The 26,753-nt window shown below is 71.3% G+C and carries 22 protein-coding genes and 3 pseudogenes; 12 read left to right on the top strand and 13 right to left on the bottom strand.

Translation table 11 applies throughout. The features are described 5' to 3' along the window. Position 1: 1 nt before the first annotated feature. Positions 2-976 carry a nuclear transport factor 2 family protein gene (locus OG504_RS24690; protein ID WP_405991764.1) on the bottom strand — a complete coding sequence of 325 codons (975 nt, stop codon included), beginning with the start codon at positions 974-976 and terminating at the stop codon, positions 2-4. A 240-nt stretch (positions 977-1,216) separates the two neighbouring features. On the opposite strand from OG504_RS24690, the gene OG504_RS24685 reads away from it, so the two are divergent. Further along, complete coding sequence (locus tag OG504_RS24685; protein ID WP_405991763.1) at positions 1,217-1,726, top strand: MarR family winged helix-turn-helix transcriptional regulator; 510 nt, start codon at positions 1,217-1,219, stop codon at positions 1,724-1,726. Between the two features lie 668 nt (positions 1,727-2,394). On the opposite strand, the gene OG504_RS24680 is transcribed toward OG504_RS24685, so the two are convergent. The 4 genes and pseudogenes from OG504_RS24680 to OG504_RS24665 form a co-directional block, all read right to left on the bottom strand. Further along, positions 2,395-2,631 carry a hypothetical protein gene (locus tag OG504_RS24680; RefSeq protein WP_405991762.1) on the bottom strand — a complete coding sequence of 79 codons (237 nt, stop codon included), beginning with the start codon at positions 2,629-2,631 and terminating at the stop codon, positions 2,395-2,397. Positions 2,632-3,186: 555 nt separating this feature from the next. Next, complete coding sequence (locus OG504_RS24675; RefSeq protein ID WP_405991761.1) at positions 3,187-4,905, bottom strand: hypothetical protein; 1,719 nt, start codon at positions 4,903-4,905, stop codon at positions 3,187-3,189. Between the two features lie 365 nt (positions 4,906-5,270). After that, positions 5,271-5,444: pseudogene (locus OG504_RS24670) on the bottom strand (helix-turn-helix transcriptional regulator); the annotation flags it as partial. Between the two features lie 109 nt (positions 5,445-5,553). Next, positions 5,554-5,774, bottom strand: a pseudogene (locus OG504_RS24665) (aldo/keto reductase); the annotation flags it as partial. Positions 5,775-6,306: 532 nt separating this feature from the next. Between OG504_RS24665 and OG504_RS24660 the strand changes: the two are divergent. Beyond that, positions 6,307-7,293 (top strand): zinc-dependent alcohol dehydrogenase family protein, encoded by a 987-nt coding sequence (locus OG504_RS24660; protein ID WP_405991760.1) that lies wholly within the window; start codon positions 6,307-6,309, stop codon positions 7,291-7,293. Between the two features lie 218 nt (positions 7,294-7,511). Here the strand turns inward: OG504_RS24660 and OG504_RS24655 are convergent, their stop codons facing one another. Both OG504_RS24655 and OG504_RS24650 read right to left on the bottom strand, forming a co-directional pair. Then, a complete protein-coding gene (locus OG504_RS24655) occupies positions 7,512-9,629 on the bottom strand; it encodes an FtsX-like permease family protein (RefSeq protein ID WP_405991759.1) in 2,118 nt (705 codons plus the stop codon). Beyond that, entirely contained in the window at positions 9,626-10,360 is a 735-nt protein-coding gene (locus OG504_RS24650) for an ABC transporter ATP-binding protein (protein WP_405991758.1), read from the bottom strand. Before OG504_RS24650 ends, OG504_RS24655 begins: the two co-directional genes overlap by 4 nt. A 118-nt stretch (positions 10,361-10,478) precedes the next feature. Here OG504_RS24650 and OG504_RS24645 point away from each other — a divergent pair, with 118 nt between their 5' ends. Further along, entirely contained in the window at positions 10,479-11,720 is a 1,242-nt protein-coding gene (locus tag OG504_RS24645; protein WP_405991757.1) for a sensor histidine kinase, read from the top strand. After that, positions 11,717-12,430 carry a response regulator gene (locus tag OG504_RS24640; RefSeq protein ID WP_405991756.1) on the top strand — a complete coding sequence of 238 codons (714 nt, stop codon included), beginning with the start codon at positions 11,717-11,719 and terminating at the stop codon, positions 12,428-12,430. The genes OG504_RS24645 and OG504_RS24640 overlap by 4 nt, the downstream gene beginning before the upstream one ends. Positions 12,431-12,475: 45 nt before the next feature. On the opposite strand, the gene OG504_RS24635 is transcribed toward OG504_RS24640, so the two are convergent. Beyond that, positions 12,476-12,814 carry a DUF4333 domain-containing protein gene (locus OG504_RS24635; protein ID WP_033286352.1) on the bottom strand — a complete coding sequence of 113 codons (339 nt, stop codon included), beginning with the start codon at positions 12,812-12,814 and terminating at the stop codon, positions 12,476-12,478. 294 nt (positions 12,815-13,108) lie between these two features. Here OG504_RS24635 and OG504_RS24630 point away from each other — a divergent pair. Next, positions 13,109-13,564, top strand: a pseudogene (locus OG504_RS24630) (DUF5994 family protein); the annotation flags it as partial. 10 nt (positions 13,565-13,574) lie between these two features. On the opposite strand, the gene OG504_RS24625 reads toward OG504_RS24630, so the two are convergent. Continuing rightward, positions 13,575-14,399 (bottom strand): SigB/SigF/SigG family RNA polymerase sigma factor, encoded by an 825-nt coding sequence (locus tag OG504_RS24625; protein ID WP_405991755.1) that lies wholly within the window; start codon positions 14,397-14,399, stop codon positions 13,575-13,577. Between the two features lie 252 nt (positions 14,400-14,651). On the opposite strand from OG504_RS24625, the gene OG504_RS24620 reads away from it, so the two are divergent. Beyond that, positions 14,652-15,326 carry a hypothetical protein gene (locus OG504_RS24620; RefSeq protein WP_405991754.1) on the top strand — a complete coding sequence of 225 codons (675 nt, stop codon included), beginning with the start codon at positions 14,652-14,654 and terminating at the stop codon, positions 15,324-15,326. 151 nt (positions 15,327-15,477) lie between these two features. Here OG504_RS24620 and OG504_RS24615 read toward each other — a convergent pair whose 3' ends face one another. From OG504_RS24615 to OG504_RS24600, 4 genes are all read right to left on the bottom strand, one after another. Further along, the gene (locus OG504_RS24615) at positions 15,478-15,867 is read right to left on the bottom strand and encodes an ANTAR domain-containing protein (RefSeq protein WP_405991753.1); all 390 of its coding nucleotides are present in this window, start codon (positions 15,865-15,867) and stop codon (positions 15,478-15,480) included. An 81-nt stretch (positions 15,868-15,948) separates the two neighbouring features. After that, on the bottom strand, positions 15,949-16,281 hold the full coding sequence (locus tag OG504_RS24610) for an SCO4225 family membrane protein (RefSeq protein WP_405991752.1): 333 nt from the start codon (positions 16,279-16,281) through the stop codon (positions 15,949-15,951). A 56-nt stretch (positions 16,282-16,337) separates the two neighbouring features. Next, positions 16,338-17,030, bottom strand: a complete 693-nt coding sequence (locus tag OG504_RS24605) for a response regulator (protein ID WP_405991751.1) — start codon at positions 17,028-17,030, stop codon at positions 16,338-16,340. Further along, a complete protein-coding gene (locus OG504_RS24600; protein ID WP_405991750.1) occupies positions 17,027-19,366 on the bottom strand; it encodes a histidine kinase in 2,340 nt (779 codons plus the stop codon). The genes OG504_RS24605 and OG504_RS24600 overlap by 4 nt, the downstream gene beginning before the upstream one ends. A 207-nt stretch (positions 19,367-19,573) precedes the next feature. Between OG504_RS24600 and OG504_RS24595 the strand changes: the two genes are divergently transcribed. The 6 genes from OG504_RS24595 to OG504_RS24570 all read left to right on the top strand — a co-directional run bounded on the left by OG504_RS24595 (position 19,574) and on the right by OG504_RS24570 (position 26,750). Further along, positions 19,574-20,038 (top strand): DUF5707 domain-containing protein, encoded by a 465-nt coding sequence (locus OG504_RS24595; protein ID WP_405991749.1) that lies wholly within the window; start codon positions 19,574-19,576, stop codon positions 20,036-20,038. Positions 20,039-20,231: 193 nt separating this feature from the next. Further along, positions 20,232-20,885 (top strand): caspase family protein, encoded by a 654-nt coding sequence (locus tag OG504_RS24590; RefSeq protein WP_405991748.1) that lies wholly within the window; start codon positions 20,232-20,234, stop codon positions 20,883-20,885. Continuing rightward, a complete protein-coding gene (locus OG504_RS24585; protein WP_405991747.1) occupies positions 20,851-21,048 on the top strand; it encodes a hypothetical protein in 198 nt (65 codons plus the stop codon). Before OG504_RS24590 ends, OG504_RS24585 begins: the two co-directional genes overlap by 35 nt. Before the next feature lie 18 nt (positions 21,049-21,066). Further along, positions 21,067-21,513, top strand: coding sequence for a DUF3052 domain-containing protein (locus OG504_RS24580; RefSeq protein WP_405991746.1), 447 nt, complete (start codon positions 21,067-21,069; stop codon positions 21,511-21,513). Between the two features lie 127 nt (positions 21,514-21,640). Continuing rightward, positions 21,641-22,534: a glycosyltransferase family 2 protein gene (locus tag OG504_RS24575; protein WP_405996417.1), complete on the top strand. Its 894-nt coding sequence runs from the start codon at positions 21,641-21,643 to the stop codon at positions 22,532-22,534. 484 nt (positions 22,535-23,018) lie between these two features. Further along, on the top strand, positions 23,019-26,750 hold the full coding sequence (locus OG504_RS24570) for a BTAD domain-containing putative transcriptional regulator (RefSeq protein ID WP_405991745.1): 3,732 nt from the start codon (positions 23,019-23,021) through the stop codon (positions 26,748-26,750). Positions 26,751-26,753 lie beyond the last annotated feature (3 nt).

Here is a 26,753-nt window from a genome sequence, read left to right as displayed (position 1 = left end):
GTCAGTGTTCGAGGGTGTCCGCGAGCAGGGTGGCCATGGCGGCGTCGTCGAGTCGGGACGCGTCCCAGGTGGCGGTGAACCGGGTGATGCGGTCGGCCGCGTCGAGTTCGACCGCGATGATCCCGTGGCTGCCGGCGAATCCGTTGCCGATCCACTCGTAGCCGCCTCCCCGGCCGCTGCCGAGGGTGCGGCGCACAGTGGTGCCGACGCCGTAGGGCAGACGGGTGTGGGCCCGGCTGACGTAGGCGTCGACGGCCGGGGCGCCGACGAACTCGGTGTGCAGCGCGAGGTCCTCGAAGACGGCGTCCTCGGCGAACAGCCCGGCGGTGTCGCCGGCGGCGAGGGCGGCGCGGAGGCGGCCGAGTGTCCGACGCAGGGCCGGCGAGGAGCGTTCGGCGAGGTGTTCCTCGCCGTAGGCCGTCGGGAATTGAGGGTCGGAGGTGCGTAGCGCGTCGACGGCGGCGATGCCGAAGTGACGTCCGTCCCAGTAGTCGACCTCGCGCACGACGAGGCCGTTGTGGAAGTCGACGGCGGCGATCGCCCGGATCTCGTGGCCGAAAAGCTCCGGCGAGTCGGTGAACTCGACGATCGCGCTGTTCTCGTCTCCGATGATGCGGGTGGCGTAGGAGCGTGCGGTGTCGGGCCACGTCGGCATGTACTGCGCGAAGGTCGCCCGCAGGGCCGTCCAGTTCGGTACGTACCAGCCCAGGGTGGCGTCCGTGTAGTGCAGCGGATTCCGGGAGAAGTACGACATGAAGCGGCCGACGTCGCGGGCGGTCTTGTCGCGGAACAGGTTGTTGACCCGGCGTACGAGCAGAGGCGTCGCGTGTGTGACGTCCTGCGGTGGATCCGGGAGGGGGACGGGCGGCGCGCTCGGGATCGAGGCGAGGGCGGGCGTCGGGCCGGCCAGGGTCGTGGCGGTGGCGATCGCCCCCGCTCCTCCCAGGACGACGGCACGGCGGGTGGGCTGGCGCACGGTAGCTCCTCACATCTGACTTCGACGTTGTCCAACCGGTGTCACGACTCTCGGCCCTCCCCTTACGGGAGCGTCAACACGTGATCCACCAAGCGCCTTGAGCATCCGTAATCAGGGGATTCACCAGCACTGGAAGGTCGACCATCGCTTGACTGAGCAAGTCAACCGTAGATTCATGTCGCTTGATTGGTCAAGTGACCCAGGCGAGATATGACTTTCCCGGTCACGTAACATGGGCTCATGACTCCACCCGATCCCGAGCCTGGTCCCGAGCCGCGCCGGCTCGACGAGAACAACCGCGAGACCTGGTTCGCCCTCGCCCGCCTGCTGATCCAGCTGCCAACGGCACTCGACAACCAACTGCAACGCGACTCCGGCCTGAGCCACTTCGAGTACGGCATCCTCGCCGCGCTGTCGGAAGCCGACGAGGGGACACTTCGGATGAGCGAGCTGGCGATCTATGCCAACGGCTCGCTGTCGCGACTGTCGCGCGCTGTCACGCGACTGGAGCGCCGTGACTGGGTGACACGCACACCGGACCCGGCCGATGGCCGCTACACCCTGGCCGTGCTGACCGGCAAAGGCAGAGACGTCCTCGTCGAAGCGGTGCCGGGACATGCCGAGGCCGTCAACCGACTCGTCTTCGATTCACTCACCGTCGCCCAGGCGCGCCAGTTGCGGACCATCGCGGGCCGCATCCTGAACGCCGTCGACGCCGAAGGCGGCATGACGCCGAAGCCGGGCCCCTGACTCGCCCCGAACGCTCGCCACCGCCGATCAGACCTCCGAGAGGTGCTGTCACGTCGGGGTCTGTCCGGGGCCGGACCGGAAGACCGTACAGAGCCCCAACCGGAAGGCGTTCAAGCCGGTCACCCGTGCTTCGCCCCTCCCGCATTCGCTCCAGGGAAACCGAACGAGAGTTGTGGAGAGGTGTTCCGGATCGAGGGGACGCCCTGGGCGAGAGCCCGGGACGTCGACCTGCCCACAATTACGCACCCCCTGTGCCGGAGCCGTTCAGCTCTGTGCCTGGTGTGCCTTTCTCCGCGTCCTGGACCTGGATCGCGAAGGCGGGGCGGGACGGCGAGAACCCGTGCACCTTCCTCGCTCTCCCCGCCGGTTCCCGCTCCATCGCCGCCGTCGTCCCCTCAGCCGCACGATGGCCGAGGCGATCAGCAGGAACACCGCCATGAAGGCGAGGTGCTGGCCGACATCTGACCAGCTGTAGCCGGTGAACGTCGCGTCGAGGACGTACTGCAGGGCAAACAACCCGAAGAGGGACGCCATCTTGAAGGTGTGGCCGGTCAGCCTTTCCAGTCTGCCGGCCAGAAGCTCTCCGAGTGAGGTGGGTCTCCCCTGAATCCGGTGCACCGGGGCGGTGCCGCGTGTCCCCCGCAACAGTTGCCTGGCTCCCAAGCCCATCAGCCCGCCGACGACGGGCCAGCGATGAATTTCTGCATCGCCGTGCCCCGGCTGAAGTTGTGGTCCATGCCTGGGTGCTTCCAGAACGAGGGGCACTGGCCGTTGAGGTCGGTGCAGTTGACCGGGTCGACGTTGCAGTAGTCGTAGGTCTGGAGGAAACGGCCGGTGGCGGTGGTCGAGCTGACGCTCAGGGTGACGCCGATGTCTCCGTGCAAGTCGGGCAGTTGGAGTGTCACGCTGCCACTTGCCGAGGTCGTTCGTGGAGGAGGCGAGGGCGGCGTCGGGGGTGGTCAGCGTGCGGCCGAACGCGTCGTAGGGCAACGTCTGAAGCTCGGCAAACGGAACGGCGGCACGCTGGGCACGGTCATCATCGAGGACATCTACGTCCGCACCTCCACGAAGGTGAGAGATCGCCGTCGAACGACGCGGGGGCACTGGCCCGGTCGGCATGCTCCGCGTTGTCTCCGAACGCGAGGACGGCCGGCAGCGGTCAAGCATCTCCTGAGACGCGTACCAGTACGTCAAGCAGCGCATGATGACGAACCGTCAAACATGTACCGAGGCCACACTCAGCCGGGCACGACCCCCGGACTCGCCCAGGCCATTGGCGTCAGTCCCCTGTCCGTCAGCCCTGGCACCCCGATACGCCGTACGGGCTGATGGCGCCGACTCCGCACGGATTGGCCGGAGATGTACCGCCAGGGTCCATGGCATCCGAGCGCCTGCGACGCGCCCGGAGACGTGCCGCTTCTCCTGCAGAGGGGAGCGTGTCGCAGGCCGGACGGGTCGGGTCAGGCGCTCTCGTCCGAGTCTCCTGGTTCGGGCCATGGGAAGCCGAGTGCCTCGGCGTGCGAGCGGCTGCCTCCCCTGACCTGTGCGTAGGCCTTCGGGTCCCGCTCGGCCAGTTGCCGCAGTGCCGTGGAAGCCTGCTTCTCGGGAGGTGTGCCGTCGTCGGGGAGACGCCAGATGAACTGCAACCAGGGGCCGTCCTTGTCCTGCTGCCCGGCGGCAAGGCCCGGCCAGTACGTGAAGGAGACCATGGCCGAGTCCTGGTCGTGGAAGTCGGTGCCGATCCAGCCGACTTGGCCGTCCCATCGGGTGAGGAGATCGGGTTGTCCGCGTAGCCCCGCGGCTATCAGGCGGGCGGTGTTTCGAGCCGGCCAGGACCAGGACCGGTCGTTCTCCGCGCGCTCGATCTCGGCGTCGTAGTCGCGCGCATCGAAACGGTACTCGGGGAGTTCCGCGCGGGGTTGCCGCGCCGGCGGGCGACGCCAGTCACGCCACACCACCTGGTCACCTTCCCTGTGGATGGTCACGTGGAGCGCGCCGCAGCAGCCCTCGGTGCAGTACGCCTCGGCGAGCTGCACCTCTCGGGGCTCGGTTGCGGCCCGCAGGCGACCGCTGTCGAGAAGGTACTCGGGGGAGTTGGCCGAACCCTTGCCGAATGCTTCGGGTACCAGGGGCCGGCCGTCGATCAACAGCCGTGCCTCGACCATGTCCGGGTCTGCCGGGTCCCGCACGGTGGCCTCCACCCGGAACCGGGAGACCGTCACGTGATCGAAAGGCTGCCGTGCCGTACGCCGTATCCAATGGACCCGGCGGCGTTCGGCGGGCTCTTCGGGCTCGCTCTCCGCGACGGCTGTCCAGGACGGGTTGCTCAGGATGGCTTCGAGGGCGCGCAGGAGGGCTTCCCGCTGTCCCGGCTGCCAGTCGAGGAGCACGCTGGGGCCACTGTGCAGGTCCAGGGCGACGGACAGCAGGACGGCGTAGTGGTCCAGCGTCGGGGGCAGTTGGGCGGCGCGTGCGACGAACGCACTGTAAGTGGTGGTGGCCTGTGGGTAGTTGAGGATCTCGGGCTGGTAGTCGCGGAGTCCCGTCATCCGGGAGAGGAGACGTCCGGCCTGGGCCACGACCTGGTTGTCGATCTGCTCCTCGCTGAGAATGTCGGCGAGTTGGACGGCCTTGGCAATCCTGCGGGCGGTGGAAGGTCCGACAGCACCTGAGTCGAGAGGGGCGTTGAGCAGCCAGGTGCGGGCCTCGTGGTCATCGCGTGCGGCGATCGCGTCGATCAGGTGGCGCAGTGCACGGCTCTCGGCGTGGTTGGCCAGCCATACCAGGGCTGCTGTCGGGCAGTCGAGGGCGGTGAGCGCGCCGACCACGGGACGGGTGAGAACCCTCAGCAGGCCGAGAACCTTGAGGTGGGACACGTCCTCCGGCTCACCGAGGCGAGCCAGGAGTGCGATGCCGACGTTCACGGTCAGTGCGCTGGTGCCGGTGCGTGTCAGATGGCGGCCGAGCGCACGGGCTGCCGCCGTGTCTTCCAGGGGTAGCTCGGCCATCGCGGCCTGGACATGACGATCCTGAATGCCCAACGTGTGCAGCCTGCGGTGGATCTCGTCGGTGGCGCGGACCGTGTCCGGATCGGACAGCAGGGGAGCGACGGCCTCCCGCACACCTGCTTCGGCCTCGCGCCAACCCCGTACTTCGTGCCTTTGCGGCGGGTCAGGCAAGAGGCGGCCACCGTGAGGCAGTCGACCGTCGGGCTCCGACTGGTACAGGCGCAGCGCGTATGCGTACAGGGAGGGCCGAGGGGCGGGGACTCCACCGCCTGCCTGGGCGCTCATCGGGTGGGGCAGGACTCGATTCCATAGGTCATGCCGCGGATCCTGTCACCACTGGTTGGTCGATGGCCAGGGGTTTTGGCTGGTCAGGAACGGACCTGAAGGGCGGTCTCGGGAACGGCCAACCAGCCACGCTGGAAGGGCATGTCTCTGGAGCGACCCGCGGGAGACCCGGCACACGGACGACGAGTCTGTGGGAGACCTGCAACCTCGGTCAGTCCGCTCTTGCCACCCGTGGCGGCCTTCCTCAGGACTCACTCGCCGTGACCTGGGGCTTTTGCTTTTTGTAGTGCGTCGCGCAGGCCGGCGCGGGCGGTGACGCCGAGTTTGGGGAACACGTTGGAGAGGTGGCAGCTGACCGTGCGGGCGGAGAGGTGGAGCCGTTCGCCGATCGCCTTGTTCGTCAGGCCCGAGGCCGTGAGCGTGGCTTCTGCAACTCCTGGGGAGTGAGCCCGAGGTCCGTCGAGCCCGTCTGGCGTCGGGATGGCCTGCCAGGGGCCGGGGCGCTGGTCAGACGGCCTGGCCGAGTGCCTGGAACTAGGCGTCGGCCAAGGTCATCTGCGCGGCCCGGGTGTTCTCCTCCAGGTGGGCCACGCGGGAGGTGCCGGGGATGGGGAGCATCACCGGGGAGCGCCGCGGCAGCCAGGCCAGGCCAGGGCCGGCTGGGAAGGGCTCGCGCCGTGCTCCTTGGCGAGCGTGTCCAGCGGGCCGCCGGGGCGCGCCGGCCGGCCGGTGGCCATCGGGAACCACGGGATGAAGCAGAACTTCGAGCGGGGTGGGAGATGTCACGCCGATGTTCGGTCGGGCCGCCCCGGATTCGGTACGGCTGACGGGTGTTCAGCGCGAACGCGGCGCGCCTGTCGAGGAACGGGCGGGCAGGAGGTGGCAGTTGCCGGGCTCCCGCCCGGCCGCGTGACGCCTACGCGGCGAGGCTGGCGCCCCTCACGCGCGAGCGCCGAGACCCAGTGGCTGCTACGGCCGTGATCCCCGCGGCGACGACGTGCGAGGGATCTGTCGCGTACGGTACCCCGCGCACCCACCGCCGGGTGCCGCACGCAGGGCGCAACAAGCCCCCACCCACCCGCACCCCGCGAGACCTGATGCCCTAGGGACGCGGGGCTGTGTCGATATGCGGCTCCGCCGCGCGGGCGCGACTAGCCCCCACCCACCCCACCCCGCACACAACCGAAGCCACCCACCCCACCCCGCACACAACCGAAGCCACCCACCCCCATCTCCACCGCCCCTCATGACGGCGGCCACCCTCGCACCCACCGAAAGACAGTGACCATGCGCGCAGCCGTGCTCAGACAATTCGCCACCCCGCTGGAACTCGCCGACATCGCCAAGCCGGTGCCCGGCGCAGGCCAGGTCCTGGTCAGGATCGCCGCCAGCGGCGTGAACCCCCTGGACACCAAGATCCGAGCCGGTCAGGCCGCACACGCCCGCACTGTCCTGCCCGCGGTGCTGGGCCTGGACCTGGCCGGCACGGTCGAGGAGGTCGGGCCGCAGGTGACCGGCTTCGCCGTCGGCGACGAGGTGTACGGGCTGAGCGGCGGCGTCGGCGACCTGCAGGGCTCACTGGCGCAGTACGCCGCCGCCGCCGCCCGCCTGCTCGCCCACAAGCCCGCCGCACTGACCATGCGCCAGGCCGCGGCGCTGCCGCTGTCGGTCGTCACCGCGTGGGAGGGCCTGGTGGACCGGGCCCGGGTCGGCGCCGAGCACAAGGTCCTGGTCCATGGCGGAGCAGGCGGCATCGGCCACGTCGCGGTGCAGATCGCCCGCGCCCGCGGCGCCGAGGTCTTCGCCACCGCCTCGGCCGCCGACGCCGAGACCGTCCGCCTGCTCGGCGCCACCGCGATCGACTACGCCGGCACCGAGGTGGAGGAGTACGTCGCCGCCCACACCGGCGGCGAGGGCTTCGACATCGTCTTCGACACCGTCGGCGGCACCGTCCTCGACAACTCCTTTGCCGCGGTGCGCACTTACACCGGGCACGTCCTGAGCGCCCTGGGCTGGGGCAGCCACAGCCTGGCCCCGCTCTCCTTCCGTGGCGCCACCTATTCCGGGGTCTTCACCCTGCTGCCCATGCTCACCGGCAAGGGCCGCGAGCACCATGGCGAAATCCTGCGCGAAGCCGCCGCCCTGGCCGACGCGGGTCTGCTCAAGCCGCTGCTGGACCCCCGCGGCTACACCCTGGACACGGTCGCCCAGGCCCACGCGGCCGTCGAGGACGGCTCGGCCGACGCCAAGATCGTCGTCGACATCGAGGCCTGACCCGACGGCAAGGAGCCCGACGGCACGATCACCGCGCCGCCGGGCTCCTTGCCGTTCAGCGCCCGCTACGGCACGCGCTCCCTGCCGTACCCGGCTCCACGGAAACTCCGGGTCATCGTGCGGCCCGCCCGGCGCGGTGAGCGCCGGACACCTTTGGACGACGTGAAACGAGGCAGCACAGGACAACCGGCCGCACATGCCCTGCTCTCTACCCGGGGTCAGTCCGGGCGCGGCCCCGCACCCCGCACCACCTCCCGCAGCAACGGCCGGCTGGCCGCGCTCGCCCCCGCCAACCCCGCGAAGCCCAGCGCCAGGCAACAGGCGAGGAGGGTCAGTCCCCGGGCGTCCGGATGTGGTGTGCCGCCGGCGAAGGTCAGCGGAGCCGCGCAGAACAGGCCCGTCAGTACCGCGCCGGTCGTCAGTACCGCACCCGGCAGTACCGACTCCGTGCGCCTCGCCGTGTCCAGGACGCGGAGGGGGGTGCCGGCGAGGTGGAGCAGGCCGTAGGTGCGGCGGCGGTCCAGGACCGAGGAGGCTGCTGTGATGCCGGTCGAGGCGATGGCGATGGCGAAGCTGGCGGCCAGGACGGTCAGGGTCGAGAGGTGGAAGTCGTGGTCGAACTCGCGTGACTGCCAGTCGACATCCGTGCCGGTGAGGGGGTACTGGCCGGGGGTGAGGCCGGTCAGCGCGGCGCGTGCCGCGTCCAGGCGGGTCGGGTCGGTGAGGGTCGCCGTCAGCTGACGTTCGCCACCGCCACCCGAGCTCCCACCGCCATCCTCGCCCTCAACCCCGCTGCCACCGCCACCACTTGCCCCCGTGCCCGTCGACACCCACGTCGTCGTCACACCGACCGTCGCCCCGATCCCCGCATCCCTCAACCGAACCTCCGCCAGCTCCCGCACCGCCGCGACCCGCCCGCTCGGTACGGCGAGGGAGAGTTGGCCGGGGGTGGCCCACGGGGAGCCCGCCGCGACGCTGAACAGGGCGAAGAAGCCGGCTACGAAGCCTGCCAGGGTGAGGCCCGAGACCGCGCGCCAGACCGACTTGGGGTCGTCCAGCAGGCGGCGGCCGGCCAGGAGGGTGGTGGGGCGGCGGGCCAGGTCCGTCACCAGGGAGCCCAGTGTCCCCACCACCCACGGGCCGATCACCGACAGCGCGGCGAAGACGGCCGCGCAGCAGTACACCACCGCGTTGATGTCCAGCGGCCTGCCCTTGGAGAGCTGCCAGTAGCCGAGGAGGACCGCGACGAACAGCAGGGCGCGTACGGCCTTCAGACGGGGGGTGCGGGAACGGCGTACGACTCCCAACGGGCCTACGACCACCTGGCGCAGGCCCGCCAGCGCGCTGACCGTCACCATCAGGACCACGCCGGTGAGGACGGCGAGGAGGACCGGTACGCCCACCCAGAGGTCTGACACGTACCAACTGCCGCCCGCCACCGGGACGTTGGAGGCCAGGGGCAGCGACGCCGCGTAGCCCAGCGCGCCCGTCACCGCTCCTGCCGCGGCCGTCAGTGCCGCCTCCGCCGCCGCCATTCCCGCGATGCGGCTCGGTGCCGCGCCCAGGAGGCGCAGCAGGGCCAGCCGACTGTCCCGGCGGGAGACGGACAGGCGGGCGGAGGAGGCGCCGAGGAGCAGGAGGGGGATGATCACCAGGGCTGTCGCGAGTTTTGTCAGGTCCTGGTACTGGGTGGTCATGCCGTCCGCCGGGCGTGCTCCCTTGAAGTTCGCTATGGGGGTGGGGGTCACTATGTCGCCCGGGCGGCGGGGGTCCGTGCCGCGTTTCGTCGTCATCGCCGGGGAGCCGACCTCGCGACCGACCACTGCCACCAGCTCGCCCGGCCTCGCCAGTGCGGCTCGGCCCAGGGTGCCTGTGGGGAGTCCGGACGACGACCCCGACGACCCCGACGACTCCGACAGCCCCGACAGCCCCGACAGTCCCAACACCCCTCGCCAACCCGGGAGTTCGGACAGTGCGGGTGAGGTCCACACCTCGCCCGGCTTGGGGAAGCGGGGCATGCCGGGTGGTGCGGGGGGACTGGTCATCCTGCCCGGGAGGGCCGCTACGTCTACGACCGTCACCGGGTCGCCGTCGACGAACGTGGTCGCCACGGCCTGGATCGCCACCGCCTGCGCGGAGTTGGACTTCGCGGGGGTGCGCCAGTGCGTGTGGGCGGCGCGGGCGCCGAAGCCCAAGTTGGCGGCCACGCACAGGAACAGGAGTGTCGTGCAGAGGGCGGAGGCGGCTACGGAGAGGGCCACGCCGAGGTTGCCGTGGCGGCCACCGCCCCGCAGCAGGCGCCAAGTCAGCGTCCATGTGGTGTGGTTGGCCTTCACCGGCCGGCTCCCGTGTTCGCTACGGCGCCCCGCGTGGTCGCCGTCTCTTCTACGATCCGCCCGTCCCGCACCCGTACCGTACGGTCGCACCAGCGGGCGACCGACTCGTCGTGGGTGACCACCACCAGCGCGGTGTTCTGGGCCTTGGTGACCCGCACCAGCAGGCTGATCACCTCCTGGCCCGTCGTCTGGTCGAGGGCGCCGGTCGGTTCGTCGGCGAAGACGACCCCGGCGCCGGCTACCAACGCCCTTGCCAGAGCGACCCGTTGGGCCTGGCCGCCGGAGAGTTCGCCGGGGCGGCTGTCCTCCTTGCCGTCGAGGCCCAGGGGTGCGAACCAGGTGCGGGCCCGGCGTTCCGCCTCGCGGCGGGGTGTGCCGCCGAGCATCAGGGGGAGTGCCACGTTCTCCACCGCCGGGAGTTCGGGCAGCAACTGGCCGAACTGGAAGACGAACCCGAAGCGGGCCCGGCGCAACTCGCTGCGGTGCGGCTCGCGCAGCTGGTCGATGCGCTCGCCGTCCAGCAACACCTGTCCGCTGTCCGGGCGTTCGATGTTCGCCAGGCAGTGCAGCAGCGTCGACTTGCCCGAACCCGAAGGGCCCATCACGGCCACGGACTCGCCGGAGCGCACCGCGATGTCCACCGCGTCGAGCGCGTGCGTCGACCCGAAGGACTTGGACAGCGCGATGCCCTGCAGCACCGGCGGAGGAACAGGAGGTGGGGTGGGGTTCATGGGCCCAACATGCCGCTCCGCCAGGGCACTCCGCCTCGGCCGGGCGACCGGTTCGCGCCCCGCGCGTCGTCCTTTCGGCCGAGGCCGGGCGGCAACGGGCGCCCCTACGCTGCGAGTTGTGCGAGAACTGGACGATCAGAATCTGGGCGACGAGCAGACGGCCCTCTCCCGGCTGTCCCGCCGTACCGCGCTCACCGCGTTGGCCCTGGTCATGGCGTTGTTGTGGGTGCTCGACGTGGCCTCCGTCGTCACCACCGCCGGGCTCCAGGGGAACGGGGTCTGGTGGAGGGTGGTGCCCGGCGTCGTCGCCGCGGCGGCCCTGCTGCTGCCCGGCAGGGCGCCGGCGTTGCCCTGGGGCGCGGGGGCGGCCGTGGTCGTCTCCTGGGCGGTCACCCTGGGGCTGCTCACGTCCGTGACGCCCTCCTTCGCCGGGTGGGGGCTGCTGGAGACGCTGTGTCTGCTGCTCCTGCTGGTGCGTACGGCGAAGGACGTGCCGTCGCCCTGGGCGGCCGCGACTCTGGGCGCCGCGCTCGGTGTCGCCGTGATCGCGGCGCCGATGCGGCTGGACGTGAACGGGGTCGTCTTCTCCTTCCTGCTGACCTTCCCCACGGGTGCCGCCGTCGGGCTCGGCTGCTATCTGCGCAGCCTGGACGACCGCAGAAGGCGTGCGGTTGCCGAGGTGCGGCAGAGCGAGCGGCTCGAACTCGCCCGGGAACTGCACGACTTCGTCGCTCACCACGTCACCGGGATCGTCGTGCAGGCGCAGGCCGCGCGGGCGATCCGGGAGAGCGCGCCCGAGCAGGTGGACGTGCTGTTGGGGCACATCGAGCGGGCCGGGTCCGAAACCCTGCAGTCCATGCGGAAGTTGGTGCGGGTGCTGCGCGAGGACGACGGGCGGGCGGTACGGCCGGGTGACCTCTTCGCCGAACTCGGGGAACTGGTCGCCGCGTTCGCCGAACGCGATGCCCCCGCCACCCTCCAGGTCGCGGCCGAGGTGCGGCAGGCGCGACCCGATCCCGAGGTGGAGACGTCCGTGCGGAACGTGGTGCGGGAGGGGCTGACGAACGTACGGCGGCATGCCTCGGGATCGCCGTCCGTGTCCGTGCGGGTCGCGCTGGCGGGGGAGGACGACGCGGACGGACGGCGGCTTCGGGTCGAGGTGCACAACGCGCCGTCCTCGCGGCGGGCCGCGCCGAACGCCGAACCGCTCGGCGGCCGGGGCGGGTTGGGGCTCGTCGGGCTGGCCGAACGCGCCGAGGCCGTCGGGGGCACGCTGCACGCGAGCCGGGCGGAGGACGGAGGGTGGCGGCTGACGGCGGAGTTTCCGTTGCGCGGGGCTGTGGCAGGATCGCCCGCATGACCGAGGCCAACGCCGGTGCCGACGCGAGCGGTTCGGGGAGACGTATCACGGTTCTGATCGCCGACGATCAGGAAATGGTGCGCACCGGATTCCGGCTCATCCTCCAACTCCAGCCCGACATCGAGGTGGTGGGCGAGGCGGCCGACGGCGCGGAGTGCGTGGAGCTGGCCAGGAAGCTGCGGCCCGACGTGTGTCTCGTCGACATCCGGATGCCGAAGCTCGACGGGCTGGAGGTGACCCGGCTGCTCGCGGGGCCCAAAGCCGTCGATCCGTTGCGGGTGGTGGTCGTGACGACCTTCGACCAGGACGACTACGTCTACGGGGCGTTGCACGGCGGCGCCTGCGGGTTCCTGCTGAAGGACGCGGGACCCGGGCTGCTGGTGGAGGCCGTGCGCGCGGCCTCGCGCGGTGACGCGCTGGTGTCGCCCGCCGTGACCGTACGGCTGTTGGAGCGGATCGGCGAGCAGCGGCCCGCGGCGGAGACCGCCCGGCGGGCCGAGGTGTCCTCAAGTCCCCTGACCGGACGGGAACTCGACGTGGTGCGGTTGGTCGCCGAAGGGCGGACCAACCAGGAGATCTGCGCCGAGCTGTTCGTGTCGCTCTCCACCGTCAAGACCCACATGGCCAGCGTCCAGGGCAAGTTGAAGCTGCGGAACCGGGTGGAGATCGCCGCCTGGGCGTGGCGGTGCGGTGTGGTCGGCGACCGCTGATCCGGCCGGTCGCCGTGCCCCGCACCAACTGCCGCGCCGCACCGCCTACTTCGTCAGGCCGTAGTCGAAGCTCACGCGGTCGCCGTGCACTCCGGTGACGGAGATCAGCATCTTCTTCGTCTCGCCCTTGAAGACGGCGGTGCACGCCACGGTGTAGTCCATCTTCGCGCGCAGCCCGCCCGGGCAGCTCACGGACTGCGGGCCGTCCTGGACGAAGGGGATGGCGTAGTTCTCCTTGGCCTGCTTCTCGACCTCGGCGCGCGGCACCGTGTGGTCAGGGCCGCTCGCGGTGGCGACCGACGAGTTGTCGAACACGTTCCATGCCACCACGACGCCGCCGGCCAGTACGGCGGCCGCGGCCAGGGCGATGACGATGCGCTTCATGCGGAGCTCCTCGATGCGCGGTGCGGCCGGTCCTCACCGGCTGCTGTCCTCAGAGCTTCCTCCCGCACGGGGGCCCGCCGCCTCGGCCGGGCGGCCGGTTCCGGAGCTGGGCCTCGGCCGGAAGTACGAGGGCCGTCCGGCGGTACGACGACCGGCTGGGGCGGTGCCTGAACAGGGGAGGAGTAGGCTCGAAGACACCGAGGGTATTTCGCGCACCGGCCTCCATGCCCGTGTCGTTTTCGGCGATCGAATACGCCGGGCCGGTTGCGATCGGTCCAGAGCAGGGTTCGCGTCATGACTGCGCCCGTTTCATCCGCGCCGGCACCCGAGGACGGGGCAACCACCCCCGCGCTCCGTATCTCGCTGGCTCCCCTCGGTTCCAAGCCGGCTCTGCTGGACGGTGCCTGGTGGCCCCACTCCCGGGATCTGGGGGCGGAACTTCCCCAACTGGTCGCCGTACTCGATCCGTTGTGGGGGCGGATCACGCGGGTCACGGTCAACCCCACGCACTGGCCGGCCGCCTTCCCGCGCAAGGTGCCGGTCGACGGGCATGTCGTGAAGGTGGGCTGGTTCCTGGCCGAGCAGGATCCCCACCAGCTGCTGCTCCTGTCGTACCGCACCTCGCGCTGGGACCTGCTCGTCATACCCCCGGAGACGGACCCCGCCACGGCGGCCTGGCTGATGACCGCCGCGAGCGACCCGCTGCGCACGTCGACCGGGAGTCAGCTGGTCGCCGAGGCGGCGAACGTGCCGGACCTCGTTACGACGCCCTCCTGAACGCGCGCGGTTCGGCCATCACCTGGTCGTGCAGGCGGGCGCAGGTGCGGGTGATCAGGCGGGAGACGTGCATCTGGGAGACGCCGAGCTGCGCGCCGATGCGGGCCTGCGTCATCTCGCAGAAGAAGCGCATGTAGAGGATCTCGCGCTCCCGCTCGGGCAGCGCCCGCAGCAGCGGGCGTAGCGCCTCGCGGTTGACGATCAGGTCGAAGTCGGGCTCGACGTCACCGAGGGTGTCCGTCAGCGGGTGGCCGTCCGTGGGGTGGCCGGGTACGGCGTCCAGGGACCAGGCGGTGTAGGCCTCCAACGCCCCCTGGCCCAGGCGTACTTCGGCCTCCGTCAGTCCGGTGTGCGCGGCGATCTCGTGGACGGCGGAGGTCGACCCGCCCCGCGTGGCGCTCAACTCGTGGTCGGCGGACCGGACTTGACCGCGCAGTTCCTGCACCCGGCGCGGGACGTGGACGACCCAGAGTTCGTCACGGAAGTGCCGCTTCACCTCGCCGAGAATCGTCGGGATCGCGAAGCTGGGGAAGGCCGTACCGAGACTCGGGTCGAAGCGTGACACCGCTTTGACCAGGCCGAGTTGGGCGACCTGCGTGAGATCCTCGGCGGACTCGCCGCGGTGCCGGAAGCGCCGGGCCAGCCGTACGGCCATCGGCATCCACGCGCACACCACTTCCTGGCACAGCGCCGCCCGCTCCGGACCGTTCGGCAGTGCGGCGATCCGGCGGAACGACGCGTCGGTGTCGGGGGAGTCGTCGTAAGTGCGCTTGGTGGTACGGGACTTGAGTGTGCGTTCGGCCTGCATGGGGACGTGCTCCCTCTTCGGTGGTGTCACTCACCGTGGGGTCGGGGGACCGCAGCACACTGGGGAGCAGCGAACACCGCTCCCACGGGGGTGCCTCCGGTCCGAAGCACACCGGACGAGTGCCCGGTGGGGTCGCCTTCAAACGGCTTCATTCGAACGGGTTTTCGTGACATGCGCGGCTATGCTGCTGGACAGACGTCCCAGACCCCGGCGCCGTACCGCCCCACCGAGTCTTCCGAACCGAGGCGTCTCATGAGCAGCCCGCTGCAAGCGCACGAACCCGAAGGCCAGAAGCCGGAGTCGACCGTCATGGGCGTGGCGGACGCCATGGACACTGTTCGGCTGCGCCGGCTGAACCGCTGGCAGGCCGAGGGCCTGCGGGAGGATCTCGCGGATCTGTACGTGGAGTCCTCCGACGCCGACGCGGGCGAGGAGTTCAACGACCGGCAGAAGTTCCTGCTCCGGCTCGCCGACGACGTGAAACTGCCCGGTTTCGACATGCTCGTCGCCGAGGCGGAGGCCCTGGCGGGATGTGTCTGCGGCTTCTCCGTGCCGCGCGACGGATCGTGGTGGCAGGGATTCGACGGGCAGTTGCCCCAGAACCTGGAGCAACTCACGGCGTCCGGGCATGTGTTCGCGATCCTGGAGACCCTCGTCCATCCGCACCAGCACGCCCGCGGCCTCGCCCGCCTGATGCAGGAGCGGCTGCTCACCGACCACCAGGCCTCGCTGGGCGTCACGCTGGTGGACGAGTCCGCCCGGTGGGTCCTGGCCGCCCTCAAGGGGTGGGGGTGGCGGGAGGTCGGGCGGATCCAACGCGAGGACGACACAACTCCCGTACGGGTACTGGTACTTCCGCTCGGCGAACGGACGGAGGACCATCCGGACGGGCTGGCGCACAACGACCGGACGCAACGTCCCGAATAGGTCCAGGACGGGTCCCGCAGTTCACGTAGTTCTCGAACTGTTTAGGTCCGGCGGGCCGGGCTACCCAGTGGGGGCGTCCGTCGGCCGTTCTGGACGAAGGCACCGGAGAGTTGGAACCACAGCTCCCGGTGCCGTCCCCATCCCGTACGGGCTACGGCCGCTCCGCCGCGTGGAGGCGGCGCAGCGCGCGGCGCAACTCCCGCTGGATGTCGGCCGGGAGCGTCGTGTCCTCCGTCGTGGCCACCAGCGCCGCCGCCACGACGCGGAGCTTGATGTTGCAGTGCTGGGAGACGCCCACCAACAGGTCCCAGGCCCGGTCGCCGGTGCACGGTGCGAGGGCCATCACCATGCCGCGTGCCTGGTCGATCACCGCCCGGGTCTCCAGGGCCAGTGCCAACTGACTGTTCTGGGCACGTAGTTGGAGGAGTTCCGCCAGCAGGGCCGGGTCCGGGGGAGGGGGAACGGCCGTCAACAGGGGGCGCAGGGGCCGTTCTTCGTGGGTCGTGGTCGGTTGGTGCGTGGTGCAGGGCGCGTGCCTCATGCCGCAGTCCTTCGACGCGGTGGTTGTGCCCGATGCGAAGCAGGGCGAACACCGCGCCCCCAGCCTAGTCCTGCCCGGGGCTCAGCGGGTGGCGTCGGACTGGTTGCCGCGCTTCAGTGCGCGGGCGCACCAGCCGATGACCGAGGCGTTCACCAGGGCGCCGATGACGACGGCGACGAAGAACATGGCCTTGCCGCCCGGCAGTACGAGGACCACGAGGCTGGCCGGGGCGGTCGCCAGGATCGGGACGACGCCCGCCATGGACTCGCCCGAGTCGTCCATGACGGTCACGACGACCGTCCAGACGACGATGGCCACGCAGATCCCGAGGTAGGCGAGGGCGAAGGGGTTGCGGAGGTTCTGGGTGACTCGGTGGAGCGGGGAACGGGCGGCGTCGGCGTCGGTGCTGGGCATGGCTGTACTCCTAAATGGCCTTGGGGCAAGAGGTGTCGAGGGTTGTTCAGGGATCGTCAGAGGTGCTCGGCGCCCGGTGGGTTCGGGCGGGTGATGCCGAGGTCGTAGGCGAGGATCGTGGCCTGGACGCGGTCGCGCAGGCCGAGTTTGCGGAGCAGGGCGTTGACGTGGGACTTGACCGTGCCGACGGTGATGTCCAACTCCGCCGCGATCTCCGCGTTGTTGAGACCCGAGGCGAGCAGGGCGAGGACGTTGCGCTGGCTGCCGGTGAGGCTCTCCAGTTCGCGCGGGCCGTTCTCGGCGTCGGAACGGAAACCCGCGCCCGCGCCGGACGCGTAGTGGCCGATCAGCCTGCGGGTCGCGGACGGGGCCAGCACGCTCTCGCCGCTCGCCACCACCCGGATTCCCGCGAGGAGTTCGGAGGCGTGCACGTCCTTGAGGAGGAAGCCGGAGGCTCCCGCGCGCAGGGCGTCGAAGACGTAGGCGTCGAGGTCGAAGGTGGTCAGCACGAGGACGCGCGGCGCGTTCTCCCGGGCGGTGATGATCCGGGTCGCGGCGATGCCGTCGAGTTCGGGCATCCGGACGTCCATCACGACCACGTCCGGGGCGAGTTCGGCGGCGAGGACCACCGCGGTGGCCCCGTCGGCTGCCTCGCCGACGACCGTCATGTCGTCCTCGGCGTCGATCACGGCGGCGAAGCCCGCGCGGACGATGCCCTGGTCGTCGACGACCAGCACCCTGAGGCTCATCGTTCTCTCTCCTCGTCGTCCGGTGCCGTGAGCGGCAGCCGGAGGTGGACCGTGCCCGGTGGGCGGCCGGCCGTCAGGGTGCCGCCGAGCGGCGCGATCCTTGCCGTGAGGCGGGTCTGTACGGCGGTGTCCGCGGCGCGGGGTACGCCGGTGGCCGTGATCGTCAACGTACTGCCGTCCGCGTCGAGTTCGAGTACGGCGGGGTCGTTGTCGCCGGTCGCGAGGAGGGTTTCGGCGACGTGGTAGGCGGCGAGGTCCACCTCGGTGGGGAGGCGGTCGGGGACGCGGTCGGTGACGCGTATCTGTACGTCTCGGCCGGTGGCTCGGCACTGGTGTGCCAGCAGGTCGAGGGCCTGGACGGTGGGTTGGGGGCGTAGGTCGGGGGCTGTCGTCTCGTCGGCGTCCCGGACCGCGTCCAGGAGGGCGCGCATCGCTGCGAGGGCCTCTCGGGCGCGGGTGGCTGTTTCGTCGAGGTGGCCTGCCTGTGCCTCGGTGATCATGTCTGCGGTGCGGGCCAGGACGGTGGTCTCCAGTCCCGCTGCGATGCGGCGGCGTTCTGCCCAGGCGTCTCTAACGGCTTCTTCTGTCCAGGTGGCCAGTTGTGCGGTTCGGGTGCCCTGGGTTGCCTGGTTGCGGTGGGCGATCAGGGATCCGGCGTAGTAGGACGCGCCAATTGCCAGTGCGGTAGCGGTAGTTGCTGCCGTGGGTACCGCCCAGGTGGGGAGTGTTGTGCCTCGGTGCAGGATGGCGATCGTCAGGGCGGTGGTGTGTGCGGCTGTGGCTGCGATCGAAAAGACGGAGACGGGGGCCCGAGGCGGTCGGTAGGTGCGGGTCGGTGGGGGCTGGTCGCGCAGTTCCCCGCGCCCCTTGAGGGAGATCACCGCTGCGCATGTTGCCAAGGTGCTCAGGGTCGGGGGTAGCAGTACCGGGCCTGTGTAGTGGCCCACCGACATTGCCAATGGCCATAGCAACGCCAAGCCCAGCAAGGCCAGTTGGACCGTCCTCGGTGCTCTGCGCAGCCACAGGAGTGCTACCGCTTGCGCCGCTGCCAGCAAGGTGAACAGGACGCCCGCCGACACATGCGTGCTGGTCGATGTCGCGTCCGCGCGGATGATCAGGACCGGTAGCAGGGGCTGGAAGCACAGGCCGATCGCGGCGACGACCTGGGCTGCGCGGTAGCTGCGTGGGACGACGTGTTCCGCCGGGGCCGCCGTACGGCCGGGGAGGGTCGCTCGTACCTCCCAACCGTCTTCCGCCGTAGGGCCGGTGGTCAGGGTGCCGCCTGTTTCCCGGGCCCGGGAGCGGAGGAAGCCCTGGCCTCGGCCGCCGCCCAGGCCCGCGCCGTGGGCCGGGGTGCCGGACGGCGGGGCCGCGCTGGTGACGACGATGTCGGTGCGGGTGTCGCCGTAGCGGACGGTCACCGTGGTGTGGGCGCCGGGGGCGTGGCGGGCCACGTTGGTGAGGGCCTCGCGGACGATGCCGTAGGCCGCGTCCGCGACGGCGCCGTCGGGGAGGGGGTCGATCTCGAAGTCGACCGGTTGGTTGAGGCGGCGGAAGCCGGCGATCAGGGAGCGCAACCGCTCCTCGGGGGAGGGGAGTTCCTCGCGGGAGGGGGCCGGGGCACGGACCGCGCTCAGTGCCCGGGTGACCTCGCGGCCCGTCTCGGTCGCGAACTCCAGTGCCTCGGCGGCGAGTTCGGGACGGCGTTCGCGCAGGCCGAGCGCGGCGCCGGCGGTGACGACGACGGCGGTCAGGTGGTGGGCGCTGACGTCGTGCAACTCCCGTTCCATACGGCGCCGTTCGGCCGCGGGGAGGCGGTGGCGCTCGGTCTCGGCGCGGTTCAGGAGGAGTTCGGCTGCCTGGCGGGCGCGTCGGGTGCGGCGTACGGAGAAACCCGCGCCGCACGCGGTGGCGTAGAGCAGGGTGATCAGGACCAGGTCGAGGCCGTTGTTGTCGCTGAGCCCGTGCAGGGTGATGTTCTGCAGGAACTGCCAGAGCGCGAGCGTGACCACGCACAGGACCGTGGTGAAGGTGGCGCGCTCGGTCGCCACCGTGAACAGGGCGAGCGCGACGCCCGCGGTGCCGAAGACCGCCATCGCCCCGGTGGGCAGCGGGCCGGCGCCCACCGCGCAGGCGGCGGCGACCACGATGAGCGTGATCACCGGACGGGTACGGCGCAGGGCGAGCGCGGCCGTCACGGATCCCGCGACCAGCGCGGCCACGAGCAGGTCGGCCGCGGTCGGCACGGTGCCGCGCAGCAGCGGAGCCACCGGCCACACCAGGGCCTGGGCACAGATCAGCAGGACCGGGAGCAGCCGGTCGTCGGTTCGTTTCATGACACTCAAAGGCTATGGGCGCAGGTGAGGGGCCCGGGTCAGGCGGAAGGGGGATTACGGTCCCGCCCTTCTCTATCTCTGGTTCGACGCGCCAACCGTCCTTCCGCCTGAGGACCGGACCCCGCCTCGCTCCTAGGCTCGATCACATCGAGGGAAGCGGTCGACCACCGCCTCCCACACCATCCACATCACACAGGGGGATTTCCCATGTCCATGTCCAAGCGCGCTCTTCTCCTCTCCCTCGCCTCCGTCGCCGCGGTCGGCGGAGTCGTCGCCGGCGGCCTCGCCGCGTCCGCCGCCTCGGCGGCCCCCGAGAAGCCGGCCCTGGAGAACGGCTCGGCCCACTACACCGCCCCCTCCGCGAACGGCGCCGGTTCCTTCACCTACACCGTGGACGTCAGTGACAACTCGGGCATCCGCGGCCTCAAGATCGTCGCCTGGCCCGCGAGTTCGAAGCTGAAGCCGACCGCGACGGACCTGCGCGACGTCGAGTCCGCCACGTGCGGGAGCACCTCGGACGACACCTCCCGCTGCACCTACACCTTCAAGGTCACCAAGAAGGAGGCGGCCGAGGCGGCCAAGGGCACCTGGTACGTCTCGGCCCTCGCCACCGCCAAGGACGGCGACACGACGTTCGTGCCCAAGGCGGCGACCTTCGACATCGCCGGCTGACACCGGCACGCGGTCACTTGAGATACGGCGCCCCGTCTCGGTCGAGACGGGGCGCCGGGTGTTGTCGTAGAAGAAGGGCGTGACGGGGAGGCTGCTGTCCGGGCCGGGGTTTCCTGGTTCCCCGGTGCGCGGAGCGACCGGGTGGCTACAGTCTTGCTCCCGGGACGGTGACACGCAGCGGTGGGGCGGTTGGGTGGAGCGACGATTCTTTATTGCGCTGGGCAGCGGCCGGTACCGCCACCTTCCCGAGGGCGAGCAACTCGCCTCCGTACCGGACGACATCACGGCGGCCAGGGATCTGTTCACCGGGCTCGGCTACACAGCGGTACTGCCCGGGCTGGGTGAGTACGAGGGTGCCGAGCAGATCCGTCAGAAGCTGCGCCACTGGTTCGCGGACACCGCCCCCACCGGCGACGACGCGGTCGTCCTCTACTTCGCGGGGCACGGCGCGGTCGAACCCCGCGACCGGCACTATCTGTTCACCTGGGACTCCGACCCCGAGGATCTCGCCGCCACCGCCCTCGCCACCGAGGACCTGGTGCGCATCCTCGGCAAGGGGGACCTACGGCATCTGCTGCTGATCCTCGACACCTGCGCGGGCGGAGCGGGCAGCGCGGACGCGGCCACGGTCGCCCTGAACCGGCTCGCCCGCAATCCCACCGGCACGGGCTCCACCGGTCTGTGGTTCCTGGCCTCCGCCCGCCGCAAGGACACCGCTGGTGACGCTCGGCTCGCCCCTGGCCGTGCGCGGGACGGTGTTCGACCGGCTGGTGCCGCCGCCCCGGGACGGACTGGCCCGCTGGCCTGCCCCGGTGAAGGCGTGGACCAACATCGCCGACCGGGGTGACGCGGTGGCGCTGGTGAAGGAACTCGCGCCGGCGTTCGGCAAGCGGGTCGACGACGTCCCCGTACACAATGGGGCGAAAGCCCACGACGTACGCCCCTACCTCACGGCCCTCGAAACGGGCGAGGCCATCGGCAAGGCCCTCGCCGGGCGGGGCGGCGACTGAGGAACGAGAGGTCGGGACATGGTCAACTCCCCTGCAGCAGTTGGAGGTTACTCCGGTACCCCCCTCGCGAAGAAGATCGGCGTCAAGCCCGGCCACCGGGTGGGTCTGCGCCATGCTCCCGACCTCTGGACCATTCCCGGACTCCCCGACGACTGCGAGGTCACCGCCTGCGGTCCGCGTGGCGCGGACGTGACGGTCGCCTTCTACCGGGAGCGGCGGCAACTGGACGCGGAGGGACCGGAACTGGTCCGCGAGCTCGCCGACACCGCCATGCTCTGGATCGCCTGGCCGCGCAGGGCCGCGGGGCACGCGAGCGACCTCACCGAGAACCATCTGCGGGACCTCTTCCTCCCCCTCGGTGTCGTCGATGTGAAGGTCGCCGCGTTGGGGGACGACTGGGCGGGGCTGAAGTTCGTGCGCCGGAGGGAAAACCGGCAAAGCCACAACAAAGGTCCCGCAAAATGAACTTGAGTCGGAGCAACCGGCCGACCTGAGGCAACATCTTGGTGAACGGGGAGTGCCGCGCGGTCAGGGCGCGGGCATCGCCGGATGGCCGGATGGAGCGAGAGACGTGCCGGATGGAGTGAGCGACGTGGTCGAGCCGAGGATCGCCGTCGCCGTGGTGACCATGGGAAACCGGCCCGCGGAGGTCGACGCGCTCCTCGAGTCCGTGGCCAAGCAGGACCTTCCGCCCACCCGGATCGTGATCGTCGGAAACGGCTGCCGACTCCCGGAGTTCACCGACCGGCTCTCCCTCCCCGGCGAGGTCACCATCATCGACCTCGACGAGAACCTCGGCTGCCCCGGCGGCCGCAACGTGGGCCTGGCCCGGCTCCGCGCGTTCGGCGACGTGGACGTCGTAGTGGAACTCGACGACGACGGACTGCTCGTCGACGCGGACGTGCTGCGCCGCGTGCGCGATCTGTACGCGGCCGAACCCCGCCTGGGCATCGTCGGGTTCCGGATCGCCGACGAGCACGGGGAGACCCAGCGGCGCCATGTGCCGCGGGTCGGCGCGGGGGATCCGATGGAGGGCGGGTACGTCACCGGGTTCCTGGGCGGCGGGCACGCGCTGAGCATGGCGATGCTCGCCGAGACGGGGGACTGGCCGGCCGAGTTCTTCTTCGCGCACGAGGAGACCGACCTCGCCTGGCGGGCCGCCGACGCCGGCTGGAGCATCCTGTACGCCCCCGAGCTGCTCCTCCAGCACCCCAAGACCTCGCCCGCCCGGCACGCCATCTACTACCGGGTCACCGCCCGCAACCGCGTCTGGCTGGTCCGCCGCCGGCTCCCGCTCGCGCTGATCCCGGTCCACCTGGGCATCTGGACGCTGCTCACGCTCGTACGGACACGGTCGCTCGCCGGGCTGCGGGCCTGGTTCGGCGGATTCGTGGAGGGCGTGCGCGAACCGGCGGGGGAGCGGCGGCCGATGCGGTGGCGGACGGTGTGGCGGCTGACGCGGCTGGGGCGCCCGCCGGTCATCTGACCGACCCGTAGTACCCGTAGTACCTCAGAGGCGTCCGGCCGACCCGTAGTACCTCAGAGGCGTCCGGCCGACCCGTAGTACCTCAGGGGTAGCCGGCCGACCCGTAATACCTCGGATGTAAGGGACGAGGGCCCCGGTCGGTCACCTCCGCCGACCGGGGCCCTCTCGCGCCCCCGGACCCGGCCGCGACGGCGACACTCCCCCGAGCTGCGCGTCGTACGCGCGCACCGTCGGGCCAGATCCGATGATGTGATCACATCAGGTCGCACCAACGAATCGCTAACATGTGGCCAATGGTGCGCACGATGCTCCTGGGCCGCGTGGCCTGAAGTCGCCGGACGGTGGCGGGAGACACCCGGTACGGCAACGGTTCCGGTGTTCGGCGGCCACGGCAAGCTGGCGGGAAACCGTCGTGAACAGGGCGGATATCCGCCAAGGGGCGCGGTCACGAGAGGTCGCGCGGAAGGGTGACGGGTTCGGTGTGATGCGGTACGAGCTGCGGTTCGGACTGCTGGGCACGCCCGTCCTTTTCGACCCGGTCGACGACGATGCCGTGCACCCCGTCGGCAGCCCCAAGGTGCGGGTGCTGCTGGCCGCGCTGCTTCTCGAACCCGGCCGAGTGGTCTCCGTGGACGCCCTGAAGGACGCCCTGTGGGGCGGCTCGCCGCCGGCGTCCGCACACGCCTCCCTGCACAACCACGTGACCCGCCTTCGCCGCCTCCTCGACGACCCCGACCGGCTGCGCGCGGTACCGCCCGGATACGTACTCCGGGTCGACGAGGGCGAGTTGGACGTCCACGTCTTCGAGGCCCACGTCGCCGCGGCCCGCACCGCGCACGCGGCGAAGGACTGGCCCGCCACGGTCCGCGCCTGCACGGCGGCCCTCGCCCTCTGGCGCGGCACCCCGCTCAGCGGAGTCCCCGCCGAACTCGGCGGCTACGCCTTCGCGCAGCGTCTGACCGAGGCCCGCCTCCTCGCCCTCGAATGGTGCTACGACGCGGAGTTGGCCCTGGGCGGCCCCCGCCTCGGCGCCCTCGTCCCCGAGTTGGCCGCACTGGTCGCCGACCACCCCCTCCGCGAGTCCTATCACCGCCAGCTGATGCTCGCCCTCCACCACACCGGCCGCCAGGCGGAGGCCCTCGCCGTCCACCGGGACCTCCGCAACCGCCTGATCGAGGAGCTCGGTATCGAGCCCGGGGCGGGGGTCCGGGGGGCGCACGTGGAGGTGTTGCGGGGGGTGGGGGTTCGGGAGGCGGCTCGTCAGGCGGGGGAGGAAAGGCCGCAAGGGGCGACGGCTCGGGACGGGGAGGTGCCGCAGCGGGCCCGCGCTCGGGAGGCGCGCGCGGAGATGCCGCAGGGCACGGAGGTGCGGGAGGCGTGGGACCTGCCGCGCGGGGCGGCGGGGGTGCGGGGCGCGGGGGCGGAACGGGGGGCGGACGCCGGGCATATTGAGTACGGCGGTCGGGTCGGGGATGCGGGTCTCATCGAGGACGGCGGTCGGGTCGAGGATGCCGGTCTCATCGAGGACGCAGGTCACAGTGGGGCTCCAGGTCGTGTCGGAGTCGTCGAGGCCGCTTGCGCGGACGAGCCGATGAACGTGTCCGGCGCACCCTCCGCACCTGACGTGCCCACTGCCTCCCACCCCGCCGCCCCCGACTCCCGAGGCCAGCCCGCCCCCCACCCCGCCCAACTCCCGCCCCCACCAGCCCACTTCACCGGACGTACGGAAACCTCCCACGCCCTGCACGACACCCTCGCGCCCCTCTCCGCCGACCCCGGAGCGCAACCCCTCGCCGTCATCACGGTCATCACCGGCATGGCCGGCGTAGGCAAGAGCGCGCTCGCGCTGCACACGGCGCATGCGTTGCGGAGCCGGTTCCCCGACGGGCAGTTGTACGTGAACCTGCACGGCGCCACCCCCGGCATGACCCCCCTCGCCTCCGGCCAGGCGCTCCACGCCCTGCTCCGCGACCTCGGTGCCGAACCACGTCACATCCCCGAACACCCGGACGCGGCAAGCGCGTTGCTCCGCTCCCTGCTCGCCCCCACCCGCACGCTGATGGTGCTGGACGACGCCGAGAACGCCGCCCAGGTACGGCCGTTGCTGCCGGCCGGCGCCAGCTGCGCGGTGATCGTCACCAGCCGTTCCCCGCTGACCGCGCTCGACGGCGCCCGCCGCTTTCCGCTCACCCCCCTGTCCGGCGAGGACAGCGCCGCACTGCTGCGCGCGGTCTCCGGCCGCGACGGCCTCGACGCGGCCCACCCGCTCGTCGAACTCACCGGCCGCCTCCCGCTCGCCCTGCGCATCGTCGCCGCCCGACTGGCCGCCCGCCACGCCCTCACCCCGGACGTCCTGGCCGGTCAACTCGCCGCCACGGAAAGCCGGTTGCGCCACCTGGAGTACGACGACCTCAGCGTCCGCCGCTCCCTGGCCGTCGCCCACGACGCCCTCGCCGCCTCGGACCGCGAGACCGACCGCGACGCGGCCCGCACCCTGCACCACATCGGCACCCTCGACCTCCCGGCCTACGGCGCACCCCTGCTCGCCCGCCTCGCCGACACCGACGAACGCCGAGCCGAGGCAGCCCTCGACCGCCTGGTCGACGTAGCCCTGCTGGAGGAGACGTCGTACGGCCGTTACGCCCCCCACGACCTGGTCCGCGACTTCGCCCGCGAACTGGCTGAGAGAGAAGGGGAGTTGGAGGGGGAGGTGGGCAAGGGAGGTGACAGGGGAGGGAAGGGCGCCCTCGTAGGTGCCGACCTCATGGAGGCCCCTCTTTCCGAAGTCACCCCCGCCGCAACCGACCTCATCGCAACCGCCCTCGCCTGGTACGCCGCCCACGCCGAACGCACCCTCACCGCGATCGTCGAACCGGGCCTCGACCAGGACGACCGCCGCCGACCGACCGCCGCGCAGCCCCCCGGCCACCCCACCGAGGTCGCGGCCACCACCCCCTTCCCCCGCCCCGAAGACGCCTTCGCCTGGGGCGACTTGGAGCTGGAGAACGTGGTCGCGCTCGTGACCCGGTACCGCGACACCCTCGATCTCCGCCGGACCGCCCACGTCTCGACGCTCGTCCGGCTCCTCTTCCCCTACGTCCTGCGCAGCGGCAGGGTCGCCGAGACGGAGGTGCTCGGCCGGGCCGCCCTCGGCGCGGCCCGGCGGCTCGGGGACGCGGCGGCGGAGGCGTACGCACTGGGGGATCTCGCCGGGCTGCACTTCCTGACCGGCCGCCAGAACGAGGCCCTCGTGCTCAACGACCAGGCCCTGGCGATCTGGTGGCGGCTCGACGCGGTCTCCTGGATCCGCCGTTGCCTCAACAACCGCGGCCTGCTCCTCGAAGGTCTGGGCCGTTACGCCGAGTCGGGCGTCGCCCTGCGCCAAAGCCTCGCCCACTCACGGCAGTTGGACGACCCGTACGGCGAGGCCGTGACCCACAGCCACCTCGGCAACCTGTACGAACACACCGATCCCCGCGCCGCCATCGAACAGCACCGCCGCTCCCTGGCCATCGGCGACGAGATCGGGGCCGTCATCGTGCAGCACTCCGCGCACTGCAACATCGGCTACGCCCACCTCACCCTCGGCGAACCGGCCGCCGCCGTACCGCACTTCGAGGAGAGCCTGCGCATCCTCGGCGGCCACGGCGACTGGCACGGCGAGTCCCAGACCCGCCTCGGCCTGGTCCGCGCCCTCCGCCTCCTCGGCCGCACCGAAGACATCCGTACCGAAGACATCCGTACCGAAGACGTCCGTACCGAAGACATCCGTACCGAAGACATCCGTACCGAAGACGCCCGTACCGAACGAGCCCGTACCGAAGACGCCCGTACCGAACGAGCCCGTACCGAAGACACCCGCACCGAACGAGCCCGTACCGAAGACACCCGCACCGAAGGAGCCCGGACCGAACGAGCCCGTACCGAACGAGCCGACACCGAAGGCACTCACACTGAACCCGCCCACACCACACGCGCCCACACCGAGTGCGCCGAACTCCTCCGCCGCGCGGACGCCCGCGCCGACCGCTACATGGGCGGCCTGGCCCGGCATCAACTCGGCCTGCTGCTAAGGGAACAGGGCCGCGAGCACGAGGCGTACGACGCATGGTGGGCCGCCCTCGACGCGCTCGACGGGACGGACGAGAAGGTCGTCGTCCGGGAGCTCGGCGAGCTGTTGTCGCAGTGTGACGCGCGTCGACCTCCTCAGCCGTAGGCC

This window comes from Streptomyces sp. NBC_00986 (assembly GCF_045162565.1).
Classification (GTDB): Bacteria; Actinomycetota; Actinomycetes; order Streptomycetales; family Streptomycetaceae; genus Streptomyces.
Note: the sequence above shows the minus strand (reverse complement) of the source record. Positions and strands in the feature narration are given on the sequence as shown.

Coding starts and splice junctions, on each gene's coding strand:
- OG504_RS24685 (WP_405991763.1), top strand. CDS start 1,217: ATGACTCCACCCGATCCCGAGCCTGGTCCCGAGCCGCGCCGGCTCGAC.
- OG504_RS24660 (WP_405991760.1), top strand. CDS start 6,307: ATGCGCGCAGCCGTGCTCAGACAATTCGCCACCCCGCTGGAACTCGCC.
- OG504_RS24650 (WP_405991758.1), bottom strand. CDS start 10,360: ATGAACCCCACCCCACCTCCTGTTCCTCCGCCGGTGCTGCAGGGCATC.
- OG504_RS24640 (WP_405991756.1), top strand. CDS start 11,717: ATGACCGAGGCCAACGCCGGTGCCGACGCGAGCGGTTCGGGGAGACGT.
- OG504_RS24635 (WP_033286352.1), bottom strand. CDS start 12,814: ATGAAGCGCATCGTCATCGCCCTGGCCGCGGCCGCCGTACTGGCCGGC.
- OG504_RS24625 (WP_405991755.1), bottom strand. CDS start 14,399: ATGCAGGCCGAACGCACACTCAAGTCCCGTACCACCAAGCGCACTTAC.
- OG504_RS24620 (WP_405991754.1), top strand. CDS start 14,652: ATGAGCAGCCCGCTGCAAGCGCACGAACCCGAAGGCCAGAAGCCGGAG.
- OG504_RS24615 (WP_405991753.1), bottom strand. CDS start 15,867: ATGAGGCACGCGCCCTGCACCACGCACCAACCGACCACGACCCACGAA.
- OG504_RS24610 (WP_405991752.1), bottom strand. CDS start 16,281: ATGCCCAGCACCGACGCCGACGCCGCCCGTTCCCCGCTCCACCGAGTC.
- OG504_RS24605 (WP_405991751.1), bottom strand. CDS start 17,030: ATGAGCCTCAGGGTGCTGGTCGTCGACGACCAGGGCATCGTCCGCGCG.
- OG504_RS24600 (WP_405991750.1), bottom strand. CDS start 19,366: ATGAAACGAACCGACGACCGGCTGCTCCCGGTCCTGCTGATCTGTGCC.
- OG504_RS24595 (WP_405991749.1), top strand. CDS start 19,574: ATGTCCATGTCCAAGCGCGCTCTTCTCCTCTCCCTCGCCTCCGTCGCC.
- OG504_RS24580 (WP_405991746.1), top strand. CDS start 21,067: ATGGTCAACTCCCCTGCAGCAGTTGGAGGTTACTCCGGTACCCCCCTC.
- OG504_RS24570 (WP_405991745.1), top strand. CDS start 23,019: ATGCGGTACGAGCTGCGGTTCGGACTGCTGGGCACGCCCGTCCTTTTC.